This window comes from Tolypothrix sp. VBCCA 56010 (assembly GCF_050875635.1).
Lineage (GTDB): Bacteria > Cyanobacteriota > Cyanobacteriia > Cyanobacteriales > Nostocaceae > Hassallia.
Genome location: NZ_JBPAOH010000130.1, coordinates 1 through 21,640, shown reverse-complemented (window position 1 = coordinate 21,640; position 21,640 = coordinate 1). Strand labels below are relative to the sequence as shown.

Here is a 21,640-nt window from a genome sequence, read left to right as displayed (position 1 = left end):
TACAGATTTAGGCAAGTGTGATTTTGTTTTTTTAACATATACTGGTAATTTATTTATTATCGAAACTAAATTTATTGATACAGAAGCAACAGGTGCAACCGAAAGAAAAAGAAGAAATAAACACAGAAATAAAGTGTTTGAACAAGTTATCACTTTAAAAAATAGATTTAGTCACTATTGGAATATTGAATTAAAACAATTAGAGTGTGGTGTTTTTACGACAGATTCAGAAATTGATTGGCGAGGAAATGATGTTAATGTCGTAACTAAATCAATTTCTATAGATAAGCTGGAAAGATGGCGGAAAAATTATTAAATAATGACTGAATATTGAATTTAAATAATTTTTATAAATAAAGTTAAAGATTTTTGCCTTGGTTTGAGCGTCACGCACTGCAAACAAAAATATGGTGCGTTAAACTACGAAAACCGCACCTTATGACTTAACAAACATCCTCTTAGAAGTTTGCAACACTTCTGTATGCGAAAAATACGATTGTTTATTGCTTCTAGTCTTGACGGCTATATTGCGCGAACATCAGGAGAGGTAGATTGGCTATTCACCGATTCTGACTACGGTTATGCTGAGTTTTTTGCCGAAATTGACACGGTACTCATGGGTAATAAGACGTATCAGCAAATCCTGGGTTTTGGAGAATACCCATACAAAGGTAAAAAAGGTTTTGTTTTCTCACAAATTCTGCAAGGCGAAAAAGATAACAATGTAGAATTTGTGGGTGGTGATTTGAAAAGCTTCATCAACAGGTTGCGTCAATCAAGTGGTGGTGATATCTGGTTAGCTGGGGGAGCGCAGATAATTCATTATTTCCTAAAACACGGTTTTATCGATGAATTGATTCTCTCAATTCACCCAATTATTTTAGGGGATGGTATTCCCCTGATTGCTCGCTGTAAAATCGAAACAACACTCAAGTTGAAAGATGTTTTTACCTACGACTCTGGATTGTTGCAAGTGTTTTACGATTTGAAAATATAACCTAAAAACAAGTAAAGATAAGGTGAACATTTTCTTGATTATTGCCGTTGGTTTGTTACCGTCACTGTTCTCTTTGTGGATGATTCGTAAAAGTCATATGCAAAGAGAAAGGCTTTTGAGACAAGCTGCTATGAGTCCCAGAACGCAACTAGGGCAATCTCGACTTAATTTAAGCGATCGCTATTATCTCGAAGGAGTCGGCTATCTCATCGGTGACATCAGCTGCCGATATAATGCTAAATCTGGCTATGTACGCTGTGCTGTCAATCCGTCAGGACCTTGTGAAGGTTGCCGTTATTATGAACCAAGGGAATTCACCACCGATAACGAAAAGAAGGTTTAATGGGGAATGGGGAATGGGCAATGGGCAATGGGGAATGGGGAATGGGTAATGGGGAATGGGTAATGGGGGAATGGGCAATGGGGAATAGACTTTAGACTTTGGAATGCTTGACTTGACGCGAAAAAGTTGACATAAAACTTTGAAAACGCAGTTATCACAGCGCACTCAGCAACAATACTCATGTCTCCAATCTGGACTCACAAACAAATTCTAGCGCTAGCACCGGATACCAGTTCCGCTAAAAATGCTCAAGCTTTAGCGGTGCGTTCTAAATGGTTGTCGTTGGGTTACAACCAGCAAGCTATTTGGGGTGAGTGTCAAGGTAGCGGTAGCAATCCTTACCGAACACAGATTGATATTACAGAACTTGCTTTTAAATGTACCTGTCCCAGTCAGAAAACACCGTGTAAACACGCAATCGGTTTGTTTTTGCTTTTTGCCGATCAAAAAGACGCTTTTACCGAAACGCCACAAAAGACGAGCCTTGATACACCCAAACATCAACCAGATAAAAAAACTGAATCCACAAAGAAAGTAGTTGATACAGCCGCTCAAGCAAAGCGTGCCGAGATGCGCTACAACAAAGTAACTGCGGGAATGCAGGATTTAGAACTTTGGTTGCGCGATTTGGTACGTCAGGGGTTAGCTGTAGCCCAAGGACAACCTTACAGCTTTTGGGATACCGCAGCAGCGCGGCTTGTAGATGCTCAAGCGCCGGGGGTTGCTCGTATGCTGCGTGAGATAGCAAGTATACCACATTCTGGTATCGGCTGGGAAGAAAGGCTGTTGACACAGTTGGGACGTGTTTATTTGTTGATTTCCGGCTTTAAACGTTTGGAAACTTTCCCAGCCGAAATGCAAGCAGACATCCGTACCCAAATTGGTTGGACGCAAAATCAAGAAGAATTATTAACAAAAGTCGGTGTGCGCGATCGCTGGTTAATTTTAGGTCAACGTGTCACCGAAGAAGATAAACTGCGATCGCAGTTTAATTGGTTATGGGGCGAACAAAGTCAACAAGCAGCATTAATTCTTAACTTTGCTTATGGCAGTCAACCATTAAATACTAGCTTGATTCCAGGAACTAGTATAGATGCAGAATTAGTATTTTTCGAGAGTGCTTATCCGTTGCGATCGCTTATTAAAATTTTTTATAACCCAGCAGATCTAGTAGACAAAATGCCGGGATATAGTAGCATTCCTGACATGATGCAAGCTTACGCCAAAGCCTTGGCACGCAATCCTTGGATCGAGCAGTTTCCTGTAGCGTTACAAGCTGTAATTCCTGTGTTTAATGATGATGGTAGCTGTCGCGGTGTGCGTGATGCCGATGGATATATGCTATCAACAATTAAAATTAGTTCTCAACAAACATGGCAATTATTGGCACTCAGCGGTGGACATGCGGTTGGAATATTTGGGGAATGGAATGGCGATCGCTTTCTACCCTTAAGCGCATATGCAGAAGATACATTTGTCACACTTTCAAAATAGACATAAAAGTGGAAATGGCGTAGGGACAATTCATGAATTGTCCGTACAAACAATTTCAAGTTACGAACTAAAGAGAATCGAACCGCAAAAGCACTCTTGATGCAAAAAGGGAAAGAAGGGATAACAATTACTCCCTTCCCGCTCGAAAAATACCTATTTAACGAACCGCAAAGACGAGCCAGCGCTGTGCGGGGGTGGAGGAGTGAGGCGACTGGCGTACGAAGTACACTTTGGAAGAAGAGAAAGAAGATAGGTAATCTTATAGCGGGAAGGGAGTAAGAAAAAATATTTAATATCAAATCCTATAGCATTGGAATGATTGCTGCATTTTCACTCAAAAACCTTGCAAAACTCTACATTTATTAAATAGGACTTACGCAAAATTCCTCTCAAATCATTCCTCTGTGTTCTCTGTGGTTCGTTTTCCGTTATTCTTGCGTAAGTCCTATTAAAGATATCATTCTCATAAAGTACGGATTTGATATAAAGTGATAATTATGAATTTCTCGCTTTGGCAAGAGGTTGTAAAAACAGCATTAATCGGTACTGAACGGCACACTTGGAAACTGAACGTGCCGAATCATCAGTTAAGTGAAATTTTGAGTCATTTGGATAGCAGCGACAAAGAAGGAAGTTTACTGAGTGCGGCTGGTGCTTTTGCTCTTTATCAACGCGCTGGTAAAATATCTTTTGATAAGCCACCAAAACAAAACAAAAGTGAATCAGAAGAATTACTTGATTGCAGTCTTGTTTCTCGGCAACATCTAGCTTTAATATTAAGTGGGAATGCTAAACTTCTGCCAGAATGGTTAACACTGGCAGCCGCCGCTAAAAGAAGAGTTCCTTCAGAATACTTGCCTCACCTGCTGACGTTAGGGCAAAAGCAAAGTAATTTACGAGCTTTCATTTTACCAGTTTTGGGCAAGCGGGGATATTGGCTAGCAAAGCATAACCCAGACTGGAATTATGTCAACAGGGAAATTACTGATAAAGCTTGGCAGACTGGTAGTAAAGAAGCAAGGCGACTATTGCTGCAAAGACTCCGCGAACAAAATCCAGAACAAGCACGAGAACAACTGCAAAAAGCTTGGAAAAAGGAAAGTGGCGAAGAGAGAGCGAGTTTATTAGCAGCTTTAGAAATCAATTTGAGCATGAACGATGAGCCGTTTTTAGAAGCTGCATTAGATGACAAACGCAAGCAGGTGCGAGATATTGCAGCGAAGTTGCTTTCATTGCTGCCGAAATCGAGATTGTGTCAGCGGATGATAGAGCGAGTTCGCCCTTTGATTATATTTAAGCATAACTTGGTGCAAGTGACTTTGCCTTCAACGTGCGATGCGGAAGCCGCCGCCAAGGGCGATCGCCAAATGATTCGCGACGGTATCGATCAATCTCGCTACAGTTCGGCATTGGGGGAGAAAGCTAGTTTATTGTTGCAAATGCTTTGTTGCGTACCGCCTAGTTTTTGGTGTAACAATTGGGGCAAAACGCCGCAGCAATTATTGCAAGTTGTGGATGGTAGCGAGTGGGAAAAGATGTTGTTGGAAGCTTGGGCAACAGCAGCTTTGAAAAGTCAAGATTCAGCGTGTGCCGAGGTTTTACTACCAAATGCAAGTAAGTTTTATCACAGTTATTTGGGCAATGGTGAGGAGTTAGTTGTTGGGTTGTTGAAGCTTTTAGGGCAGGATAAGGCGGATGCTTTGATTTTGCAGACATTGTTGCAGAATCAAGGTAAGTTGCTTTCGGTAAATCATCCGGCGTATACGTTGTTGAAGCATTATCAAATGCCTTGGAGTGGGAAAGTTAGTCAGCTTGTGCTATCAAGTATACGAAAATATGTTGAAGCTAATAAGCAGTGGGAAGGGGGAATGCGATCGCTTTTTCAAAGTTTCGCTCTTTATATGGAACCTTCGGTTGTGGAAGGTGCGGGGGAGTTGTTGGCTGTTGTGGAGGAGGGTTCGTTTTGGCAAGATTTTGTAAATGAGTTTTTGGCTACGTTGTTGTTTAGGTTGGAAATGATACAGGAGTTCAGAGGTGAGTGATGAGTGAAGAGAAACGAACCGCGTTGGCGAAGCCTCTCGAAGAGAAGGCGCAAAGGACGCAAAGGAAGAAGGAGGAAGAGGAAAGGACGAGTTTGTTGAGGGAACATGCGGAGGAACTGTTTGCTGTTGAGTTGGCGGAGTTGGGGAAGGTTGATGGGAAGCAACGTCCGCCGAATTGGAGGTTGTCGCCTTGGGGGGTGGTAACGTATCTTTTGGGGGGAAGGTTGGATAATGGTTTTGAGGTGTCGCCTAAGTATATTGGGGATAGGCGGATAATTGAGGTTGCGACTGCTACTTTGACGACGGATCGGGCTTTGTTGTTGCTTGGTGTACCGGGAACGGCGAAATCTTGGGTTTCGGAACATTTGGCGGCGGCGATTTCTGGTGATTCGACGCTGTTAATTCAGGGTACGGCTGGGACGAGTGAGGAAGCGATTCGTTATGGGTGGAATTATGCGAAGTTGTTGGCTGATGGTCCTTCGATGGCGGCTTTGGTTCAAAGTCCGTTGATGCGGGCGATGGAAGATGGCAAAATTGCCCGTGTGGAGGAGTTGACGCGCATTCCTGCTGATGTGCAGGATACATTAATTACTGTGCTTTCCGAGAAAACACTGCCGATACCGGAACTGAATTCTGAGGTGCAAGCGCGGAAGGGTTTTAGTGTAATTGCGACTGCAAATGACCGTGATAAGGGTGTAAATGAACTTTCTAGCGCTTTGAAACGCCGTTTTAACACGGTAGTTTTGCCTTTACCAAAGACTGTAGATGAAGAAGTGGAAATTGTGCAGTTACGGGTGGAAAGTTTGGGAAAAGCTTTAGAATTGCCAGCCGAACCCCCAGCGTTAGAGGAAATTCGCCGCATCGTCACTATATTTCGGGAATTGCGTAGCGGTGTTACGGAAGATGGGAAAACCAAGATTAAATCGCCTAGTAGTACTTTGAGTACAGCGGAAGTTATTTCTGTTGTGAATAATGGTATGGCGCTATCGGCGCATTTTGGCGATGGAAATTTACAAGCAGCAGATGTTGCTTCTGGGCTGATTGGGGCGGTGATTAAAGACCCAGTGCAGGATAAAGTAATTTGGCGCGAGTATTTGGAAACGGTGGTGAAACAAAGGGATGGATGGAAGGATTTATATCGGGCTTGTCGGGAGGTATCTTAGAGGAAAATCTCACGCAAAGCCGAGGCAGCGCGGTGATACCAGCCCCCTCAGGAGCGGTCTCCCTGATCGATGGGGGACTGGCTCTCCCGTTGGGTCTTGGGGAGGCAGTGCGTTGGACGGGTTTCCCGGCAGCCGTGCATCTGCCGTGGTTTCCCCCATGAGCGACTGCCGTCGCAAAGACGCAAAGATTTGTAGGTTGGGTACGCACAGCGTACCCAACATTAATATATATCAAGTTTCGTTGTAAACTATATGTTTTATCAAGTTTTGCGTGGTTTGGAAGCTGGTATACTCATGCTAGGTAGCGATATTGAGGAGTCCAAATTATCCCTACGCTAGAACAAAAAACACAGTGCTATGTGTTGTGCTGCTGGTTCACTAAACTTTACTTGCCTATCAATATCGTTCGGATGGATGAACGAACGGGAAAGGTATTTATCCTAGCGGGTGAGGAAAATATCATAGAAATATATCTATGACGGTAAATGGAGGTATATAGGATGAGTAAACCTAACTTTCAAGCAATGAACCAAAAAGAGATAATGTAGTCTAGTGTTGATATGCAGACGTTTTATGCGATCGCCTGAATTAGACATTTTTTTTGCCAAAACGCGATCGCCTTTTGACTAGCATTTCAATAAGTGATGTGTTTTGATTGACTCCTCACCCTTCTTACCATGACCATTCACATCTTCGGTATCCGCCATCACGGTCCCGGTTCAGCACGCAGCCTGCGTCAAGCCCTAGAAACCCTTCAACCAGATACAATCCTCATCGAAGGACCACCCGATGCCGAATCAATACTACCATTGCTCGCATCACCCGCAATGCAGCCACCAGTAGCCTTACTCATATATGTACCAGATAAACCCCAAGAGTGCGTTTATTATCCCTTCGCCATCTTCTCACCAGAATGGCAAGCACTGCATTACGGCTTAACTCATAACATCCCCGTCCGCTTTATGGACTTACCCTTAGCGCACCGAATGGCGATAGGGGACAAGGAGACACGGGGACAAGGGGACAAGGAGGACGACTTGGAGGACAAGGGGGAATTTTCTCCCTTATCCCCCACTTCCCCACTCCCCCCCTTCCCCCCAACCCCACTTCGTGGGGACCCCAAAGCCCCCACTCCCCCACTCCCCTCCTCCCTCGCTGAAGATCCGCTCTCGTTGCTAGGAAAAGCCGCAGGTTACAGCGACAGCGATCGCTGGTGGGAACATATGGTAGAACAACGTCATAACAGCGTTGATTTGTTCGCCGCCATCCTCGAAGCAATGACCGCTGTGCGTCAGGATACACCCCCATCAACAGATTCTATAGAAGCACAGCGCGAAGCGTACATGCGGAAAACTATCCGCGAAGCTGAAAAAACTGGCTTTCAAAGAATTGCTGTTGTCTGTGGTGCTTGGCACGCTCCAGCGCTTTCCGCTAGATTAAATGTTAAAAGAGATACAATAATCCTCAAAGGGCTACCCAAGATAAAGGTAGAAGCGACTTGGATACCTTGGACTTACAGACGTTTATCTTATAACAGCGGCTACGGTGCTGGTATAGAATCGCCCGGTTGGTATCATCATCTGTGGGAATGGGGACAAGGGAGACAAGGGGACAAGGGGGCAGGGGGAGTGGGGGAGTGGGGGAGTGGGGGAGTGGGGGAGTGGGGGACAATTCTTTCTCCCCCTCTCCTTGTCTCCCTCTCTCCTTGTCTCCCCATCTCCTTGTCTCCCCCCTCCCCCACTCCCCCACTCCCCACTCCCCACTCCCTAGTCCCTATTCGCTGGATGACGCAGGTTGCACATTTGTTACGCGAACAAGGTTTAGATGCTTCCTCGGCGCATGTAATTGAAGCGGTGCGGTTGGCGGAATCTTTGGCAGCTTTGAGAAATCGTCCTCTCCCAGGTCTTTTTGAATTAAATGAAGCTACCCAAGCTGTGCTTTGTTTTGGCAGCGATTTACCGATGCGCCTGATTCACGATAAACTCATTGTTGGCGATCGCCTGGGCAAAGTCCCACCAGAAACGCCGATGGTGCCGTTGCAACAAGATTTAATCCGGCAACAAAAACGTTTGCACTTTAAGGCAGAAATAACTGAAAAGACGCTAGATTTAGATTTAAGAAATAATAATGATTTAGAGCGATCGCACTTACTACACCGTCTCAATCTTTTAGAAATTCCTTGGGGACAACTTCAAAAAACAAGTAATAAAAAGGGTACTTTTCACGAATTCTGGCGTTTGCAGTGGCATCCAGAATTTGCTGTTAGCTTAATTGAAGCTGGTATTTGGGGCAATACTGTTAAAGATGCTGCTGCGAATATTGCTTGTAACAAAGCAGATGCCGCAAATGATTTGCCAACACTGACAAATTTTTTAAATCAAGTAATATTATCAGATTTATCTGATGCTGTCAGTTATCTCATGTTGCGTTTAGAAAATGCTGCGGCTTTAGTTAGTGATGTCACACATTTAATGGCAGCATTACCACCATTAGCAAATGTACTGCGTTACGGTAACGTCCGCTCATCAGATACCAAGATGATAACTCATGTAGTTGATAAGTTAGTAACGCGAATTTGTATTTCTCTACCCGGTGCTTGTGCATATGTGGATGACGATGCAGCGGCAGCAATGTATGATAATGTGATGAAAGTTAATAGTGCGATCGCTTTACTGCAAAATGAAGAACACATAACATCTTGGCAACAAGTATTATCGCAAATTTCCGACAACGAAAGACTGCATAAACTAATCGCCGGTTGCTGTTGTCGTTTATTGCTAGATGCTGGTATTTTTAACGTAGAGGAAGCAGCGCGACGCATGAAATTAGCGCTTTCTCTTGCCACAGTTCCACCCCAAGCAGCTGCCTGGGTAGAAGGATTTCTCAAAGGTAGTGGTTTATTGCTTTTACACGATGATATCCTTTGGCAAGTTTTAGACAATTGGATAACTCAATTACCTGGTGAATTGTTTACCGCTTTGCTCCCATTATTGCGACGCACTTTTAGCAATTTTCCCGCACCAGAACGGCGACAAATAGGTGAAAAAGTAAAACTTGGACTCAACCCAAAAGCTGCATCAAATTCTCAAAATATTCGCGAATTTGATGAGGATAACGCTGCTGTTGTCTTGCCTATTATCGCTCAATTGTTGGGAGTGTAAAAACACCTTCAGCTATGCTGCTATGCTGCTATACTCTTAAATAGTGCTAGAGGAATATAATTCACATATTCCTCCTTAAAACTTGAAAATTTCTGATACCAAAACGAATGTATGCAAACTAAATCAAGCAAATTAGAACTTAACAAAGAATATCCATCCCCAGATGAGGCATCTGCTATCCAGACGATTGAACAGATGATCTTGCAGAAGATTGAGCATAACTACCAAGCAGGAGAAAGACCAAGCCGACGCGATGCTCACGCCAAACATCATGGTTGTGTTAAAGCCGAATTTATAGTTGAAAATAACCTTTCCGAGGAGATGAAATTTGGAGTTTTTGAAGAGCCAGGAAAGAAGTTTACTGCTTGTATACGCTTCTCCAATGGCTCAGGAAAACCTCAGGCTGATTCTATAGGTGATGGTCGGGGTATGGCAATTAAACTTCTGGGTGTGTCAAAAGAAAAGCTGTTGACAGATGAAAAAAACACTCAAGACTTTGTGATGATTAATCATCCAGTCTTTTTTCTTCGGAATCTTCAAGACTATATCGATTTTATTCAGACCCAACAAGCAGAGGGTAAAGGACTATTAAAGTTTTTCTTTCCTGGCTTGAATCCTTTGAAATGGCGCTTGCAGGAGTTTGCGATCACTACCTCAATTCAGCGAAAAAAAATTGTTAGCCCGCTGGAAATTCAATATTGGAGTATCACACCCTATAAACTTGGTAATAGGGCAATTAAATTCTCTGCCAAACCCAGCGCTGATAATATTTCTGGGAAAACTGTTTTAGTTTCTGAGAACTATCTCAAAGAAGCAATGGTTGAACATTTAAACAGCAAAGAAGCTTGTTTTGATTTTTTGGTTCAATTCCAGACAGATGCTGATAAAATGCCAATAGAAGATTCAACAGTTGAGTGGAAATCTCCTTTTTTCAAGGTGGCTACTATCAAGATTCCGCCTCAAAGTTTTGATTCCTCCGAACAGATGGAATTTTGCGAAAATTTGTCCTATACTCCTTGGCATTCTCTACCAGAACATCAGCCATTGGGAGCAATAAACCGCTGTCGCAAGTCAATTTATAACACAATTTCTCAAGCTAGACATCAATTGAATGCGGTTTCCAGACAAGAACCCACTGAGTCAGAATTTTCTACGCTTTTTGGTGATTTGAATTGAGTATCGTCCGACTAAAATAGCTCTATTTTTGGCGTTGCAGAGAAAGCGGGATGATTTTCACTTCTCTGTTTCTTAAAAAACTTCTTCTTCTCCTGTCGGAGACGCTACGCGAACGCGTACTTCGCTACGAGTGCGGTTCGTTATTCATCCCTATTTTATGCAACGCCCTATTTTTTAATCCAACAGTGGCTTGGCAGTAGTGCGATCGCGTGCAGCTTTTTCTTTACGCTTGTACATATAGAAACGGTTACTTTCACGGCGCAAGCGATCGCTCGAGCCGCTCAATGCTGATAAAGCACCGTCGCAAGATGAGAGAGTTTCAAAAAGCCTAAAACTTTGACACTCTTCGCTCTTGGCTGTTATCGCACTCTGTACCCCTATGCTTTGAAAGTAACCGCTTGTGAGGAATTATCCTTAATTACTACGAAAACGTCTTTTACTTTGTTTGTGTCTAGCAACTGCTTTCCGCTTATGTTTTTGCAGAGGTGTTTCAAAGTGGCGATGTTTTTTCATATCTGGAAAAATTCCAGCTTTGGAAACTTCTCGTTTAAACCGGCGTAAGGCTGACTCAATTCCTTCATTTTCTCCGGGAATTATTTGGGTCATTGTATCTCCAATTAAATTGACGTTTCGGGGGTGGTGAGCAAAAAAGGGCAGACAACGAGTCTACCCTTAAAACCAACAAGTTAAACTCTTATTCTTAAAGCTTATTATCAGCGAGAGTTGTATCCTCCATTACCTCGTCTGTCACCAGAGGAACCTCTGTTTTCACGCGGTTTAGCTTTATTAACTTTTAAGCTACGACCCATCCAATCACCGCCATCAAGGGCTTCAATTGCCGATGCTTCGTCGTCCTCTTTTGCCATTTCTACAAAGGCAAAGCCTCTCGGACGACCTGCGATCGCGATCGCGATCGCTGCTGAACGCGATTTACTGTGCCGTATTCACCAAAAGCTCGCTAATGGTCTTCTTGTGTTACTTCATAAGATAGATTACCGACATAAATGGACATCAAACATCTCCAAGAAATCTTAAATGTAGAGATTTAGATTCAGGAGAGACTTTATTAAAACGAGTCATATCACCGAAAATAATACTCAATTCAACACGAGTATAACACAAAAAACGTGATTCTTGGTTGCTTCTACGGGCATAGTCTCAGTTACTGGGCGCTTGTATCCGTTTTGACTCGGACTGTGTGCGATCGCGCTGTCGTGGCGCAAGGAACTGAGCCAAAACGCCCGACCGCCTAATAAATAAAAAAATTTTATACAATAATTTTATTATTCATTCATAAATCGTTATGAAAATTTACTTTTACCACACCCGTGAAAAATACGGTTGTTTCTCAAACTTTTCCGCACACGGCTTTGAATTAGATGGGTTATATTGGTCTACCAGCGAACACTATTTTCAAGCGCAAAAATTTCCCAAAACAGCTGATGCCGAACAAATTCGCTTAGTGAAAACACCGAAAGAAGCAGCGAAAATGGGACGCGAAAGGACTCGTCCCCTGCGTCCAGATTGGGAACAAGTTAAAGATGATATTATGCAAAAAGCAGTGTTACGAAAATTTGAAACTCATGCGGATATCCGAGAAATTTTACTTGACACAAAAGATGCAGAAATAATCGAAAATTCTCCCATTGATTATTACTGGGGTTGTGGTGCTAATGGCAGTGGGAAAAATAAGTTGGGAATAATTTTAATGGAAGTGCGAGAAATATTGCGCCATACTTATCATACAAACGCTGATAATAGTTTAAGTGAATAATATTATTTATATTGATAATGCAATAGAGTTCAAAGACTTATTAGACATTCTAGAAATTATGTAGAGACAATTCATGAATTGTCTCTTACCTTGGGTTACGTCTGTGTCATAATTCATTTTCCCAGATGTCTATTGAAAAGTCTTTGCGTTTGGAGTGTCTATTGCGTGAAACAAAAAATCCGCTAATAGGAGGATTGAGACTTTGTATAATTTAGCTTTTAATGGCGATGCAGCACAGTAAGTAAGATTGTATTTCTCTATAGAGCGAAAGCTATGAAATACTGTAAATGGTTTTGGGATGAATCCCTTGGTGGTGTCTTTGATGAGTGGGGTACTAGTACTTACTTTATGGAAATTAATGATAATTCACGCGTCGTCAGACAAATAGAAGTTTACGAAAATGGAAACGTTCTATTTTATGATGCTACTCACTTTGAAGATGATTACGGCATGTTAAGTGATAAACGCATGTCTAAGGAGGATATACAAGAATTTGAAATTACAAAAGCCGAATTTGAATTAATGTGGAATACAAAAAGACCAATCAATAGATAAAAACTTCAAATATAGTGTAAAGTATGACTGAAAATGACGACGAACGTTTACGCCGCTGGCGACTTTTGTTAGGAAGTCAAGAAGCTGATGGTACAGGGTGTCGATTAAGCGGTGCTGATTTGGCAATGGATAACGCCTTGAGTGCATTGTACGATAGTGAGCGCTCTGGTGGTTTAGGCTCTTCATCCCCAAAAGTTGCTCGTTGGCTTTCTGACATCCGCACTTATTTCCCTTCATCGGTAGTTAAGGTGATGCAACTCGATGCGCTAGAGCGTCTCAATTTGCGTCAAATGTTGTTAGAACCAGAAATGCTGGAAGCTGTGGAGCCAGATGTGCATTTAGTGGCGAATTTGCTTTCTTTAAGCAATATTATGCCCAGCAAGACTAAAGATACAGCACGCATGGTTGTGCGTCGCGTCGTTGAAGAATTACAACGCAAACTCGTTAACCCGATGCGTCAAGCTGTTATCGGCAGCTTGAACCGCAGCATCCGCAACCGTCGTCCCCGACACAACGAAATTGATTGGAATCGCACCATCCGCGCTAATCTCAAGCATTATCAACCTAAATATCGTACCATTATTCCAGAAGTTAGAATCGGTTATGGACGTAAGCGAAGTAATTTACGCAACATCATACTCTGCATTGACCAAAGTGGCTCGATGGCAACTTCTGTTGTTTATGCAGGTATTTTCGGTTCTGTATTGGCATCTTTATCAGCAGTGCAGACGCGCATAGTTGCGTTTGATACCGAAGTTGTAGATTTGACTGATGAAGCGCAAGACCCAGTAGATTTACTATTTGGCACTCAATTGGGTGGTGGAACTGATATTAATAGAGCTTTAGCATATTGTCAAGGTTTTGTGCAACAGCCCCAAGATACAATTGTAGTGTTAATCAGTGATTTGTATGAAGGTGGCGATAAGAAAGAAATGCTCAAGCGAGTTGCAGCGATGGTGAATGCTGGGGTGCAATTTATCGCCTTATTAGCGTTGAATGATGATGGGGCACCGATGTACGATCGCTCTATTGCTTTATCATTAACAGAATTTGGGATTGCCGCGTTTGCTTGCACTCCTGATAAATTTCCCGATTTAATGGCAGCTGCGATCGCTCGTCAAGATATTAGACAATGGGCAGCTAATGAAGTAGGGAGTGGGGAGTAGGGAGTGGGGAGTGGGGAGTAGTCTATATTAGGAACTTGCAAATTAATTTAGCACGTTCTGTGCTTCTTTCGGCTGTCCAATGGCGGTCGCAACTTTGATAGACTTTTACTTGTTGTAAACCCGACAGGGAAATTAGCTGGTTTACTTCATCAAGCGTCAGTGCAGCGTGAAGAGAATCGCGGAATAACTTTTTTTGATACTCATCGTATTCTTCACCGATGCTATCAACTAAAGCATTCATGATTTGGGCATTCGCTGGTCGAATTAAATCGCGGATGAAAATACCAGTGCCAGCATCCAAGATTATACCTTGTTCTGGGGGTCCAAGAGCGATTCTCCTTCAAAGACGCTACGCGATCGCGCTTTTAGCAAAAGCCGTATTTACCTCAGTGAAATCCATTGCATCATATTCAATAGCTTCAGTGAGACTATGCATCACCTCAGGTTCCAAAACTCTTTCCATCATGAAAGATATATCCCATTTCTGGGAACACTAAATATATCATTACAAATATCAGGGATTGGTTGATGTGGAAAGGCGAATCGAATCCTAACTCAAAAAACACAGTTCCCTTGCCAGTAACAACAATACATACGAATGCAAGGAAACGCGGCACAATTAGCCATGACTTTGATAAAAATTTACAACCTGAAATGCAACTTCCACAAGATAGTGACGACCACTCATCCGAAGCTTCTAAGCTACTGCGACAAGGAGTTCAACAACAACAAGCAGGAGATTTAACTGCTGCGATGAAGTCCTTACAAGAAGCCTTAGCACTGTCTCAAGCATTTGGCAATTTAGAAAGACAGGCGCAGGCGCTTTCTTGTTTAGCGCTAGTGGCTTATACTTCAGGAGATTACAAAAGCGCAATTTCTTACTCTGGGCAGTGTCTATCTTTAACTAAAGATTCTTCTGATTTGCGCTTGAGAGTGCAAGCGTTTTCTCATTTAGGTAATTCTTATCGTCACCTAAACGATTATGAAAAGGCTATTGAGTTTTTGCAAGAGTGCTTGAAAATATCGCAACAGTTGCAAGATAAGCGAACTCAAGTAGCAGCACTGAACAACCTAGGATTAGTTTATAAAGCTTTGGGCGAAATGGCAAAGGCGATTGAGTATCAGCAGCAAAGCTTAGAATTTATCCGGGAACTTCAAGACCACTGGGGTGAGGAACAAGTGCTAAAAAATATCGGCAATGCTTGGTATGCTTTGAGCGATTATCCGAAAGCGATCGCCTACTATCAACAGTGTGTCACAATATCGCGTTCTCTCAACAACCACCGCAATGCGTCTCAGGTGCTGAAAAACCTCGGTAATGCTTGTTATGCGATCGGCGATTATGCCTCATCTATTATATATTATGAAGAACGCTTGCATATAGCCAGAAAACTTAACGATAAACGTAGCGAAGAACAGTCTCTCGGCAGTTTAGGAGTTGCTTGTGAAGCTTTGGGCGATTATACCAAAGCGATTACATATTACGAAGAACGTTTAAATTTAGCTAGGTTACTTAAAGACCGTCGCAGCGAACAACTAGCTCTTACTAGTTTAAGAGTTGCTTGCTATGCTTTAGGCGATTATGCCAAAGCAATGCAATATCAGCAGTTATCTAGGGAGTAGGGAGTGGGGAGTGGGGAGTGGGGAGGGGAGGAGTGGGGGAGGGGAGGAGTGGGGGAGTGGGAGAGGATGGGGGGATGGGGGAGATGAGGGAGTGGGGGAGAAAGAATTATTTTCCTTGTCTCCTTGTTCCCTTGTCCCCTTGTCCCCTTGTCCCCTTGTCCCACTCCCCCACTCGACTTAATTTATGTTCGCCTATACACCATAGTGGCGCTGGCTTGGTCAACTGGCATTAATATAACTTCATTAATATTGACATGAGTTGGTCGGGTGACGCAGAAAAATATCACGTCAGCGACATCATCTGGTGTCAGGGGAGTTACTCCTTGGTAAACTTGTTGAGCGCGATCGCTATCCCCATGAAAGCGCACTTGACTAAATTCTGTTTCTACCATCCCCGGATCGACAGAAGTTACACGTATAGGAGTTCCCAAAAGGTCTTGTTTTAAACCTTCAGAAATTGCTTTCACTGCGGCTTTAGTGCCACAATATACATTCCCTTTGGGATAAGTTTGATGTCCGGCAATGGAACCAATATTTACTACATGACCGCGATTCCGCTTCACCATTCCTGGGACAATATAGCGAGTGAGGTAAAGTAAACCTTTGATGTTGGTATCAATCATTTCATCCCAGTCTTGAGTGTCACCTACGTGGAGTTTGTCTAAACCGCGACTCAAACCGGCATTGTTAATTAAAATGTCGATGTCTGACCACTCAGGAGGTAAGTTAGATATAGCCGATTTTACAGCAGAGCGATCGCGCACATCTAACTGTAATAAATGAATTTGTAGAGACGTTTCATGAAACGTCTCTACAAGTTCCGAAGCTAGCTGCTGCAAACGTTCTAGCCGACGCGCTGCTAAAATCAATTTTGCACCCGAAAGCGCAAAAATTCTCGCACAAGCTGCACCAATACCACTGCTTGCACCTGTAATTAAAACAATTTGATTTTGAATCATTATTTGGTGGATAGTGGGGCAATGGGCATGGGGCATGGGGCATGGGGCATCGGGTATGGGGCAAGGAGACAAGGAGACAAGGAGACAAGGAAGAATTTATCCGATTCTCAATGCCCAATGCCCATTGCCCAATGCCCATTGCCCATTGCCCAATGCCCAACAACCAACTACTTATTTCACAACCTGCAACCTTTGAGTTACCATTGTCATGCCTTCTCCCCGTAAAATTACCGCAGAAACCCATTGATTGCCAGGGGTAGCTGGTGCCCGTCCAACTTTAAAAAGTCCACCTGTTGTCAGCAATTCTAAATCTACCGATGTGGGGGAGAGATATTTTTCTGGTTGAATCGGTTCTTCTAAAGCGGTGCCTAAAATAAAATCTTCACCAAGCGGTTCAGTAACGATCGCATCAAAATTATATTGCTGTCCGACTCGCACTTGCTGTGGTAAATTAATGTTAATTTGCGGTGGTTTAGCACCAGAGCTAAGTTGAGTGCGTTCGGTCAAAATGTCTTGACGGACAATTTGCGTACCGGAAATGCGCTGACGAGATGTAATTGTCGCATTCAGAGCTAAGTTATTACTATTGGCAGAGGGTGAACCGGTTATATTAGTTACCGTTTCGGCGATAATGGCATTACCTTCTGATTTCCAAGATTGCAGTTGTGTAGTGTATTTTAATTGTGGATACCGTTGCCACAGTCCAACCAAGGCTTTTTGCATATTGGCGTGAGTTAAGCCATCCCCAGTAGTAAAATTGGGGCTGTAAAACTGCATTACTTTTGTCACATTGCCTTGACTTGCTGCTGTATCAATTTGCGTCAATAAATTTTTCAGTGCTGGAGGTGCGGTGTCTGGGGTACTGGCTTGAGCGCATTTCCAACCGGATAATAAACCAAGTGTCAGTAAAAACAAAATTAGCCAGTTTGAGGCTAAAAATTTTCTTTGGCGTTTAAGTAGTAAGACAATTAAGTTAGGCATTGTTGATAGGTTCAGGATTTAGCTAGAGAAGGTTAGTAAATTGTTTTATCTTAGTTAAGCTTGAAAGCACAACGGTAGAGGGTTGATGGTTAACGCACCGATACGATTATTAATAGCTGCTAGTGGAACTGGTGGACATTTATTTCCGGCGATCGCACTTGCCGAACAATTGCCAGATTATCAAATTGAGTGGCTTGGTGTCCCGAATCGGCTAGAACGATCGCTTGTTCCCAAGCAGTACCCCTTGAATACTATTGCAGTTGAGGGATTTCAGCAAGGGTTGGGATTTTCATCTTTACGAATTTTGGGTAAACTCGTCGGTTCGATTCTCCAAGTAAGAAAACTTCTGAAAAAAGGTAATTTTCAAGGTGTCTTTACTACGGGTGGTTATATTGCAGGTCCGGCTGTAATTGCCGCGCGATCGCTTGGTTTACCTGTGATTCTCCATGAGTCTAACGCCTTACCTGGTAAAGTAACACGCTTTTTTGGTCCCTGGTGTGATGCTGTAGCGGTGGGATTTGAAGTTGCTGCGAAGTATCTACCTCGTGCCAAAACTATTTATACAAATACTCCGGTGCGATCGCCATTTTTGAATTCGGGAATTGTCCCCCTAGATTTACCGATTCCGGAGAATGTTCCTTTAATTGTCGTCTTTGGTGGTAGCCAAGGTGCAGTCGCTATTAATAAGTTGGTGCGTGAATGCGTTACAGCTTGGTTTGATGCTGGTGCTTGGGTTGTCCATTTGACCGGAGATAACGACCCAGAAGCCGATAAGTTACAGCATCCGCAATATATTGTGTTACCGTTTTATGACAATATGGCGGGATTGTTAAAACGCGCTGATTTAGCAATTAGTCGTTCTGGTGCGGGAAGCTTGACAGAATTGGCAGTATGTGGTGTACCATCGATTTTGATTCCTTATCCATTTGCGGCAGAAGATCATCAAACTTACAATGCCGAAGTATTTACCTCAGTCGGTGCAGCGATCGCATTCAAGCAATCAGAGTTAAGCGCTGAGGTATTGCAAAGTAAAGTTTTGTATTTATTGCAGTCTGCTGAATTAACTCATATGGCAGAAAAAAGCAAAGCGATCGCGGTTCCCGACAGCGCGGAAAAATTGGCACATTTGGTGCGTGAAGTTGTAGAAATGTAAGCACAAAGAGTGCTTTATAAAGTACTTGCTACGTAGAGATGCCAAGAAGCTCTGCTTCTTGTCAAAAGACATCGCCTAAATCGCCAATTGGTATGATTATCTTCTGCGCTTTGTAGTCTGCTTTAAGATTGTTGTGCTGCCTGCCTAACCGCTTCAATATCAATATCTAGCTGTTCGGCTATTTGTTCGACAGTCAAACCTGCTTTCAACAGTAGTGGAACAGCAGCTAGCTTACCTGCTCTTAAACCTTCTTCGCGACCTTCTTCGCGACCTTCTTCGCGACCTTCTTCTAGTGCTTCCTGAAAAACTCTTGTGTGTCTGACTGCGTTGCTTAATTTCAGCATATTTTCTACCTCTTGGCGACTCAACAGGGGAAATTTGTAAACTATAATCGTCTCGATTAAATCTATTATTGCTTGGCTAGTAATCGTGTCTGTTATTTCTTGCCTTGTTTGGTCGATGAGTTGTTTAGCACGATTCACAGCGGTTTGTTCTGGTTCTACTACTAATTTAACAACGCTAACGCCTAAAGATTGGTTTGCTGTATCGAGTTCATCGAGGTAAACGCGCTGTACTTTGTGACTTTCGAGCAAAACTTGATAAAGTCTGGTTTCATCAGGTTCTAAGCTGCGTCTGGGATAAATGATAACAGCGTACCAGTCAACGGTAGCTGGATTCTGGTCTAAAAACAGGAAAAGTTCTGCAAATACCCGATGATAGAGAAATTCGTCTTTTTGAAACTGTACTTCACAGAAGTATACAGTTTTGTCAGCACTGTTTTGGGGTGGTAGAAATACTCCATCAATTCGGAAAGCAGTTTGTTTGATTTCGATTGAGCGGAACTGATAACCTTGAGTATTGTTAGGCGATCGCCCAATCAAATCAAAGAATATACTGGGAAACTCTGCAAATAATTCATAAAAAATGCTGTCTGTTTTCACTCTTACAAAAACTCCGCGTCCCTCTGCGCTTCCCCTTGCGTCCCTCTGCGTTTAAATCATCTAGACCGCAACAACTGCACAAACGTATCACTCACAGTATGATCCTTCGTATTGGCAGCGTATTGAATCAACTCTTCCCGCAGAGCTTTAGCTTTATCCAACTGTAGCAACGTTGCTAACAAAAAGTATACACCCCGAAAGCGGGGATCGCTCATGTGGTCAATCAGGCGTTGTTCGGCTGCGTCACTATCGCCGAGAAAAGTTTGTACTAGAAAGAAGTCCATAATTTTATCATGGCGGAAGTAGCATTCTTTCTTAGGTTCTCCTTTTTCATCTTGCCACTGACGGCTGACAACCATTTTATATTTCTCATCTTCCATTGACTCTAATTCTTGGTAGAAAAGCTCACCTGATAAAGCTTTTTCATCATTCAGCCGCATTTGGTAGACAGCTTCGGAGAATTTTTTCAAAGGAAATTCATGCTTCCATTCTTGCAAGTATTCTGCTGCCATTTCTTTATATTGCTGTTCTTGCAGGCGAAACAAATCAGGCTGCTTGCCTTGTGATAACATTTGAGCAACCAAAGTTAAATCCATCGGATTGGAAAGAGTTCGTTGTGCTGCTTCTAACTCTTCACGAGATTGCTGTTGGTTGAAAGCTTCTGTTAAGTAGTTTTTGCAAGCTTGCTCGTAAGCAGTACCTTGAATTTTCGCATCTTTGGGAAGTCGCGGCTGTCGGGTAATCAAAAATTGCTCAATTTGCTGACGTTCTAAAGGTTGCAAGTAGTACATCTTTGCCGTTGAGGGGGGTATCCACTCTAACGGTTGGGTAGTCATAATGATGTTACCGCGAAAATAGCTTTCGACAAACTGCGTAATTTTAGCGCGTGTGTCTGCTGTAACTTCGTTCAGTCCATCGATGCAAATATCTATCGCACCGCTGTAAATCAGGTTTTTCAGAAATTCTGCATCTTGTGCTTGTCCGTGCAGCTTTGCTTGAATTGCCTCAATTACACCTTTATCGCACTTGTGCGCCGGCAGATAAACGACAATAGCTTGAGAAGATTTTACCAGATGGCGGAGAAACATCGACTTTCCTAAACCAGAATCGCCTTCTAAGACAATTTGTCCTTTGATGCTGGGTAGTTCGTGGGTAATTTCTCGGATTTCTCCTGTCAGCGGAACTTGCACCCTAGATTGGGGAAAATATGCTTGGGAATTAAAATTGCTTAATCCTGCATCTGCTAGGAGGGAAAACTTAAACGGTTCAAATAATTTGCGACGTAAGAAGGGAACCCAAGCGAGGAGAAAGCCGACGTAACCGACACCGAGAATGCGACGTACCCACGGGTTCCAGAAGAAGATAGCTTGAACTTGGGGAAATTTCGGGTAAGCAAAGATAAGCGCAAGCCAAAAGGTAATATGAATAACGATCATGTTTCTGGCAGCGAAGAACCACTTCCAACCTTCGAGATTATTAATCACCGACTGCACCGTATCCGCTTCGTTATGTTTGCCTTCTTTCAGGTTGTCGCTGTGACTTTGAAGTAAAATAATATTCTGCGGTTTCCATGAGACTTTGCGGATAACTACGGCAATTTGCTTTGCTAAGTCGTTTTGTAATCGCTGAAGCTTGTGAGTGTTAGTGGCTTCCCAGGCTTTTTTAAACACATTCAGGGTTTTAACGCCTTCGTCGTGATTCAATGGGGGGGGAGTAGCTTTGCTGTCAGGAATGCCAACCCATGTCAGCAGCGTTTTCACTTCATTAGTACCCCCACCAAGGAAGTAGGTGAAAAAACGCCAATTCAAGTATTGCTGATTTGGCTCATAGACATTATTTAGAACTACAACAACCTCTGTCAACTCTAGTTGTTTGATTTTCCCTAATGCTTCGGCTGCACTGTAACGAACGTAAGCGTCAACTTTTTCATCTTTGAGGAAGTTGAGGATTTCGGGTGCGTACTTTGCCCCCGCTTCTCCCAAATTGCCTAATGCTACCGCTGCACTGCGACGAATGTTAGCGTTAACTTTTTCATCTTTGAGGAAGTTGAGGATTTCGGGTGCGTACTTTGCCCCCGCTTCTCCCAAATTGCCTAATGCTACCGCTGCACTG

Annotated in this window: 21 protein-coding genes and 3 pseudogenes; 15 read left to right on the top strand and 9 right to left on the bottom strand. The window is 43.0% G+C overall.

The genetic code is table 11. The features are described 5' to 3' along the window. The 3 genes and pseudogenes from AABK37_RS31175 to AABK37_RS31165 all read left to right on the top strand — a co-directional run. Window positions 1-316: pseudogene (locus AABK37_RS31175) on the top strand (hypothetical protein); the annotation flags it as partial. A gap of 165 nt (window positions 317-481) precedes the next feature. Beyond that, window positions 482-997, top strand: a complete 516-nt coding sequence (locus AABK37_RS31170) for a dihydrofolate reductase family protein (RefSeq protein WP_432555362.1) — start codon at window positions 482-484, stop codon at window positions 995-997. Between the two features lie 22 nt (window positions 998-1,019). Beyond that, entirely contained in the window at window positions 1,020-1,340 is a 321-nt protein-coding gene (locus tag AABK37_RS31165; RefSeq protein WP_432555361.1) for a DUF6464 family protein, read from the top strand. On the opposite strand, the gene AABK37_RS31160 is transcribed toward AABK37_RS31165, so the two are convergent. Continuing rightward, window positions 1,337-1,522, bottom strand: coding sequence for a hypothetical protein (locus tag AABK37_RS31160; RefSeq protein ID WP_432555360.1), 186 nt, complete (start codon window positions 1,520-1,522; stop codon window positions 1,337-1,339). The two genes, AABK37_RS31165 and AABK37_RS31160, sit on opposite strands and share 4 nt — an antisense overlap. On the opposite strand from AABK37_RS31160, the gene AABK37_RS31155 reads away from it, so the two are divergent. From AABK37_RS31155 to AABK37_RS31130, 6 genes are all read left to right on the top strand, one after another. Then, window positions 1,521-2,834, top strand: coding sequence for an SWIM zinc finger family protein (locus AABK37_RS31155; RefSeq protein WP_432555359.1), 1,314 nt, complete (start codon window positions 1,521-1,523; stop codon window positions 2,832-2,834). The genes AABK37_RS31160 and AABK37_RS31155 overlap by 2 nt on opposite strands. Before the next feature lie 497 nt (window positions 2,835-3,331). Continuing rightward, window positions 3,332-4,876 (top strand): DUF5691 domain-containing protein, encoded by a 1,545-nt coding sequence (locus AABK37_RS31150; RefSeq protein WP_432555358.1) that lies wholly within the window; start codon window positions 3,332-3,334, stop codon window positions 4,874-4,876. After that, a complete protein-coding gene (locus tag AABK37_RS31145; protein WP_432555357.1) occupies window positions 4,876-6,039 on the top strand; it encodes an ATP-binding protein in 1,164 nt (387 codons plus the stop codon). The genes AABK37_RS31150 and AABK37_RS31145 overlap by 1 nt, the downstream gene beginning before the upstream one ends. A gap of 359 nt (window positions 6,040-6,398) precedes the next feature. Further along, entirely contained in the window at window positions 6,399-6,518 is a 120-nt protein-coding gene (locus AABK37_RS31140) for a DUF6888 family protein (RefSeq protein ID WP_432555356.1), read from the top strand. A 198-nt stretch (window positions 6,519-6,716) separates the two neighbouring features. Continuing rightward, window positions 6,717-9,200 carry a DUF5682 family protein gene (locus AABK37_RS31135; protein WP_432555355.1) on the top strand — a complete coding sequence of 828 codons (2,484 nt, stop codon included), beginning with the start codon at window positions 6,717-6,719 and terminating at the stop codon, window positions 9,198-9,200. Window positions 9,201-9,311: 111 nt separating this feature from the next. Beyond that, on the top strand, window positions 9,312-10,376 hold the full coding sequence (locus tag AABK37_RS31130) for a catalase family protein (protein WP_432555354.1): 1,065 nt from the start codon (window positions 9,312-9,314) through the stop codon (window positions 10,374-10,376). 414 nt (window positions 10,377-10,790) lie between these two features. On the opposite strand, the gene rpsU is transcribed toward AABK37_RS31130, so the two are convergent. Both rpsU and AABK37_RS31120 read right to left on the bottom strand, forming a co-directional pair. Continuing rightward, a complete protein-coding gene (gene rpsU, locus AABK37_RS31125; RefSeq protein WP_029637314.1) occupies window positions 10,791-10,982 on the bottom strand; it encodes a 30S ribosomal protein S21 in 192 nt (63 codons plus the stop codon). Window positions 10,983-11,089: 107 nt separating this feature from the next. Next, window positions 11,090-11,388: pseudogene (locus AABK37_RS31120) on the bottom strand (RNA recognition motif domain-containing protein). A 291-nt stretch (window positions 11,389-11,679) separates the two neighbouring features. On the opposite strand from AABK37_RS31120, the gene AABK37_RS31115 reads away from it, so the two are divergent. The 3 genes from AABK37_RS31115 to AABK37_RS31105 all read left to right on the top strand — a co-directional run bounded on the left by AABK37_RS31115 (window position 11,680) and on the right by AABK37_RS31105 (window position 13,871). Further along, window positions 11,680-12,150 (top strand): NADAR family protein, encoded by a 471-nt coding sequence (locus AABK37_RS31115; RefSeq protein WP_432555353.1) that lies wholly within the window; start codon window positions 11,680-11,682, stop codon window positions 12,148-12,150. 273 nt (window positions 12,151-12,423) lie between these two features. After that, window positions 12,424-12,705: a hypothetical protein gene (locus tag AABK37_RS31110; RefSeq protein WP_432555352.1), complete on the top strand. Its 282-nt coding sequence runs from the start codon at window positions 12,424-12,426 to the stop codon at window positions 12,703-12,705. 23 nt (window positions 12,706-12,728) lie between these two features. Continuing rightward, window positions 12,729-13,871, top strand: coding sequence for a VWA domain-containing protein (locus AABK37_RS31105; RefSeq protein WP_432555351.1), 1,143 nt, complete (start codon window positions 12,729-12,731; stop codon window positions 13,869-13,871). 22 nt (window positions 13,872-13,893) lie between these two features. Here the strand turns inward: AABK37_RS31105 and AABK37_RS31100 are convergent, their stop codons facing one another. Then, entirely contained in the window at window positions 13,894-14,172 is a 279-nt protein-coding gene (locus tag AABK37_RS31100; RefSeq protein WP_432555350.1) for a hypothetical protein, read from the bottom strand. Between the two features lie 227 nt (window positions 14,173-14,399). Between AABK37_RS31100 and AABK37_RS31095 the strand changes: the two genes are divergently transcribed. Then, a complete protein-coding gene (locus AABK37_RS31095; protein ID WP_432555349.1) occupies window positions 14,400-15,494 on the top strand; it encodes a tetratricopeptide repeat protein in 1,095 nt (364 codons plus the stop codon). Here the strand turns inward: AABK37_RS31095 and AABK37_RS31090 are convergent. Together AABK37_RS31090 and AABK37_RS31085 are read right to left on the bottom strand one after the other, a co-directional pair. After that, the gene (locus AABK37_RS31090; protein WP_432555348.1) at window positions 15,473-15,658 is read right to left on the bottom strand and encodes a hypothetical protein; all 186 of its coding nucleotides are present in this window, start codon (window positions 15,656-15,658) and stop codon (window positions 15,473-15,475) included. The two genes, AABK37_RS31095 and AABK37_RS31090, sit on opposite strands and share 22 nt — an antisense overlap. A gap of 18 nt (window positions 15,659-15,676) precedes the next feature. Next, entirely contained in the window at window positions 15,677-16,489 is an 813-nt protein-coding gene (locus AABK37_RS31085) for an SDR family oxidoreductase (RefSeq protein ID WP_432555363.1), read from the bottom strand. On the opposite strand from AABK37_RS31085, the gene AABK37_RS31080 reads away from it, so the two are divergent. Continuing rightward, window positions 16,488-16,649 carry a histidine kinase gene (locus tag AABK37_RS31080; RefSeq protein WP_432555347.1) on the top strand — a complete coding sequence of 54 codons (162 nt, stop codon included), beginning with the start codon at window positions 16,488-16,490 and terminating at the stop codon, window positions 16,647-16,649. The two genes, AABK37_RS31085 and AABK37_RS31080, sit on opposite strands and share 2 nt — an antisense overlap. Here AABK37_RS31080 and AABK37_RS31075 read toward each other — a convergent pair. Next, window positions 16,625-17,434, bottom strand: a complete 810-nt coding sequence (locus tag AABK37_RS31075) for a nuclear transport factor 2 family protein (protein WP_432555346.1) — start codon at window positions 17,432-17,434, stop codon at window positions 16,625-16,627. The two genes, AABK37_RS31080 and AABK37_RS31075, sit on opposite strands and share 25 nt — an antisense overlap. A gap of 85 nt (window positions 17,435-17,519) precedes the next feature. On the opposite strand from AABK37_RS31075, the gene murG reads away from it, so the two are divergent. Beyond that, a complete protein-coding gene (gene murG, locus AABK37_RS31070) occupies window positions 17,520-18,587 on the top strand; it encodes an undecaprenyldiphospho-muramoylpentapeptide beta-N-acetylglucosaminyltransferase (protein ID WP_432555345.1) in 1,068 nt (355 codons plus the stop codon). 122 nt (window positions 18,588-18,709) lie between these two features. Here the strand turns inward: murG and AABK37_RS31065 are convergent, their stop codons facing one another. Both AABK37_RS31065 and AABK37_RS31060 read right to left on the bottom strand, forming a co-directional pair. Further along, the gene (locus AABK37_RS31065; RefSeq protein WP_432555344.1) at window positions 18,710-19,528 is read right to left on the bottom strand and encodes an Rpn family recombination-promoting nuclease/putative transposase; all 819 of its coding nucleotides are present in this window, start codon (window positions 19,526-19,528) and stop codon (window positions 18,710-18,712) included. A 56-nt stretch (window positions 19,529-19,584) separates the two neighbouring features. Further along, window positions 19,585-21,640 (bottom strand): annotated as a pseudogene (locus AABK37_RS31060) (HEAT repeat domain-containing protein); the annotation flags it as partial.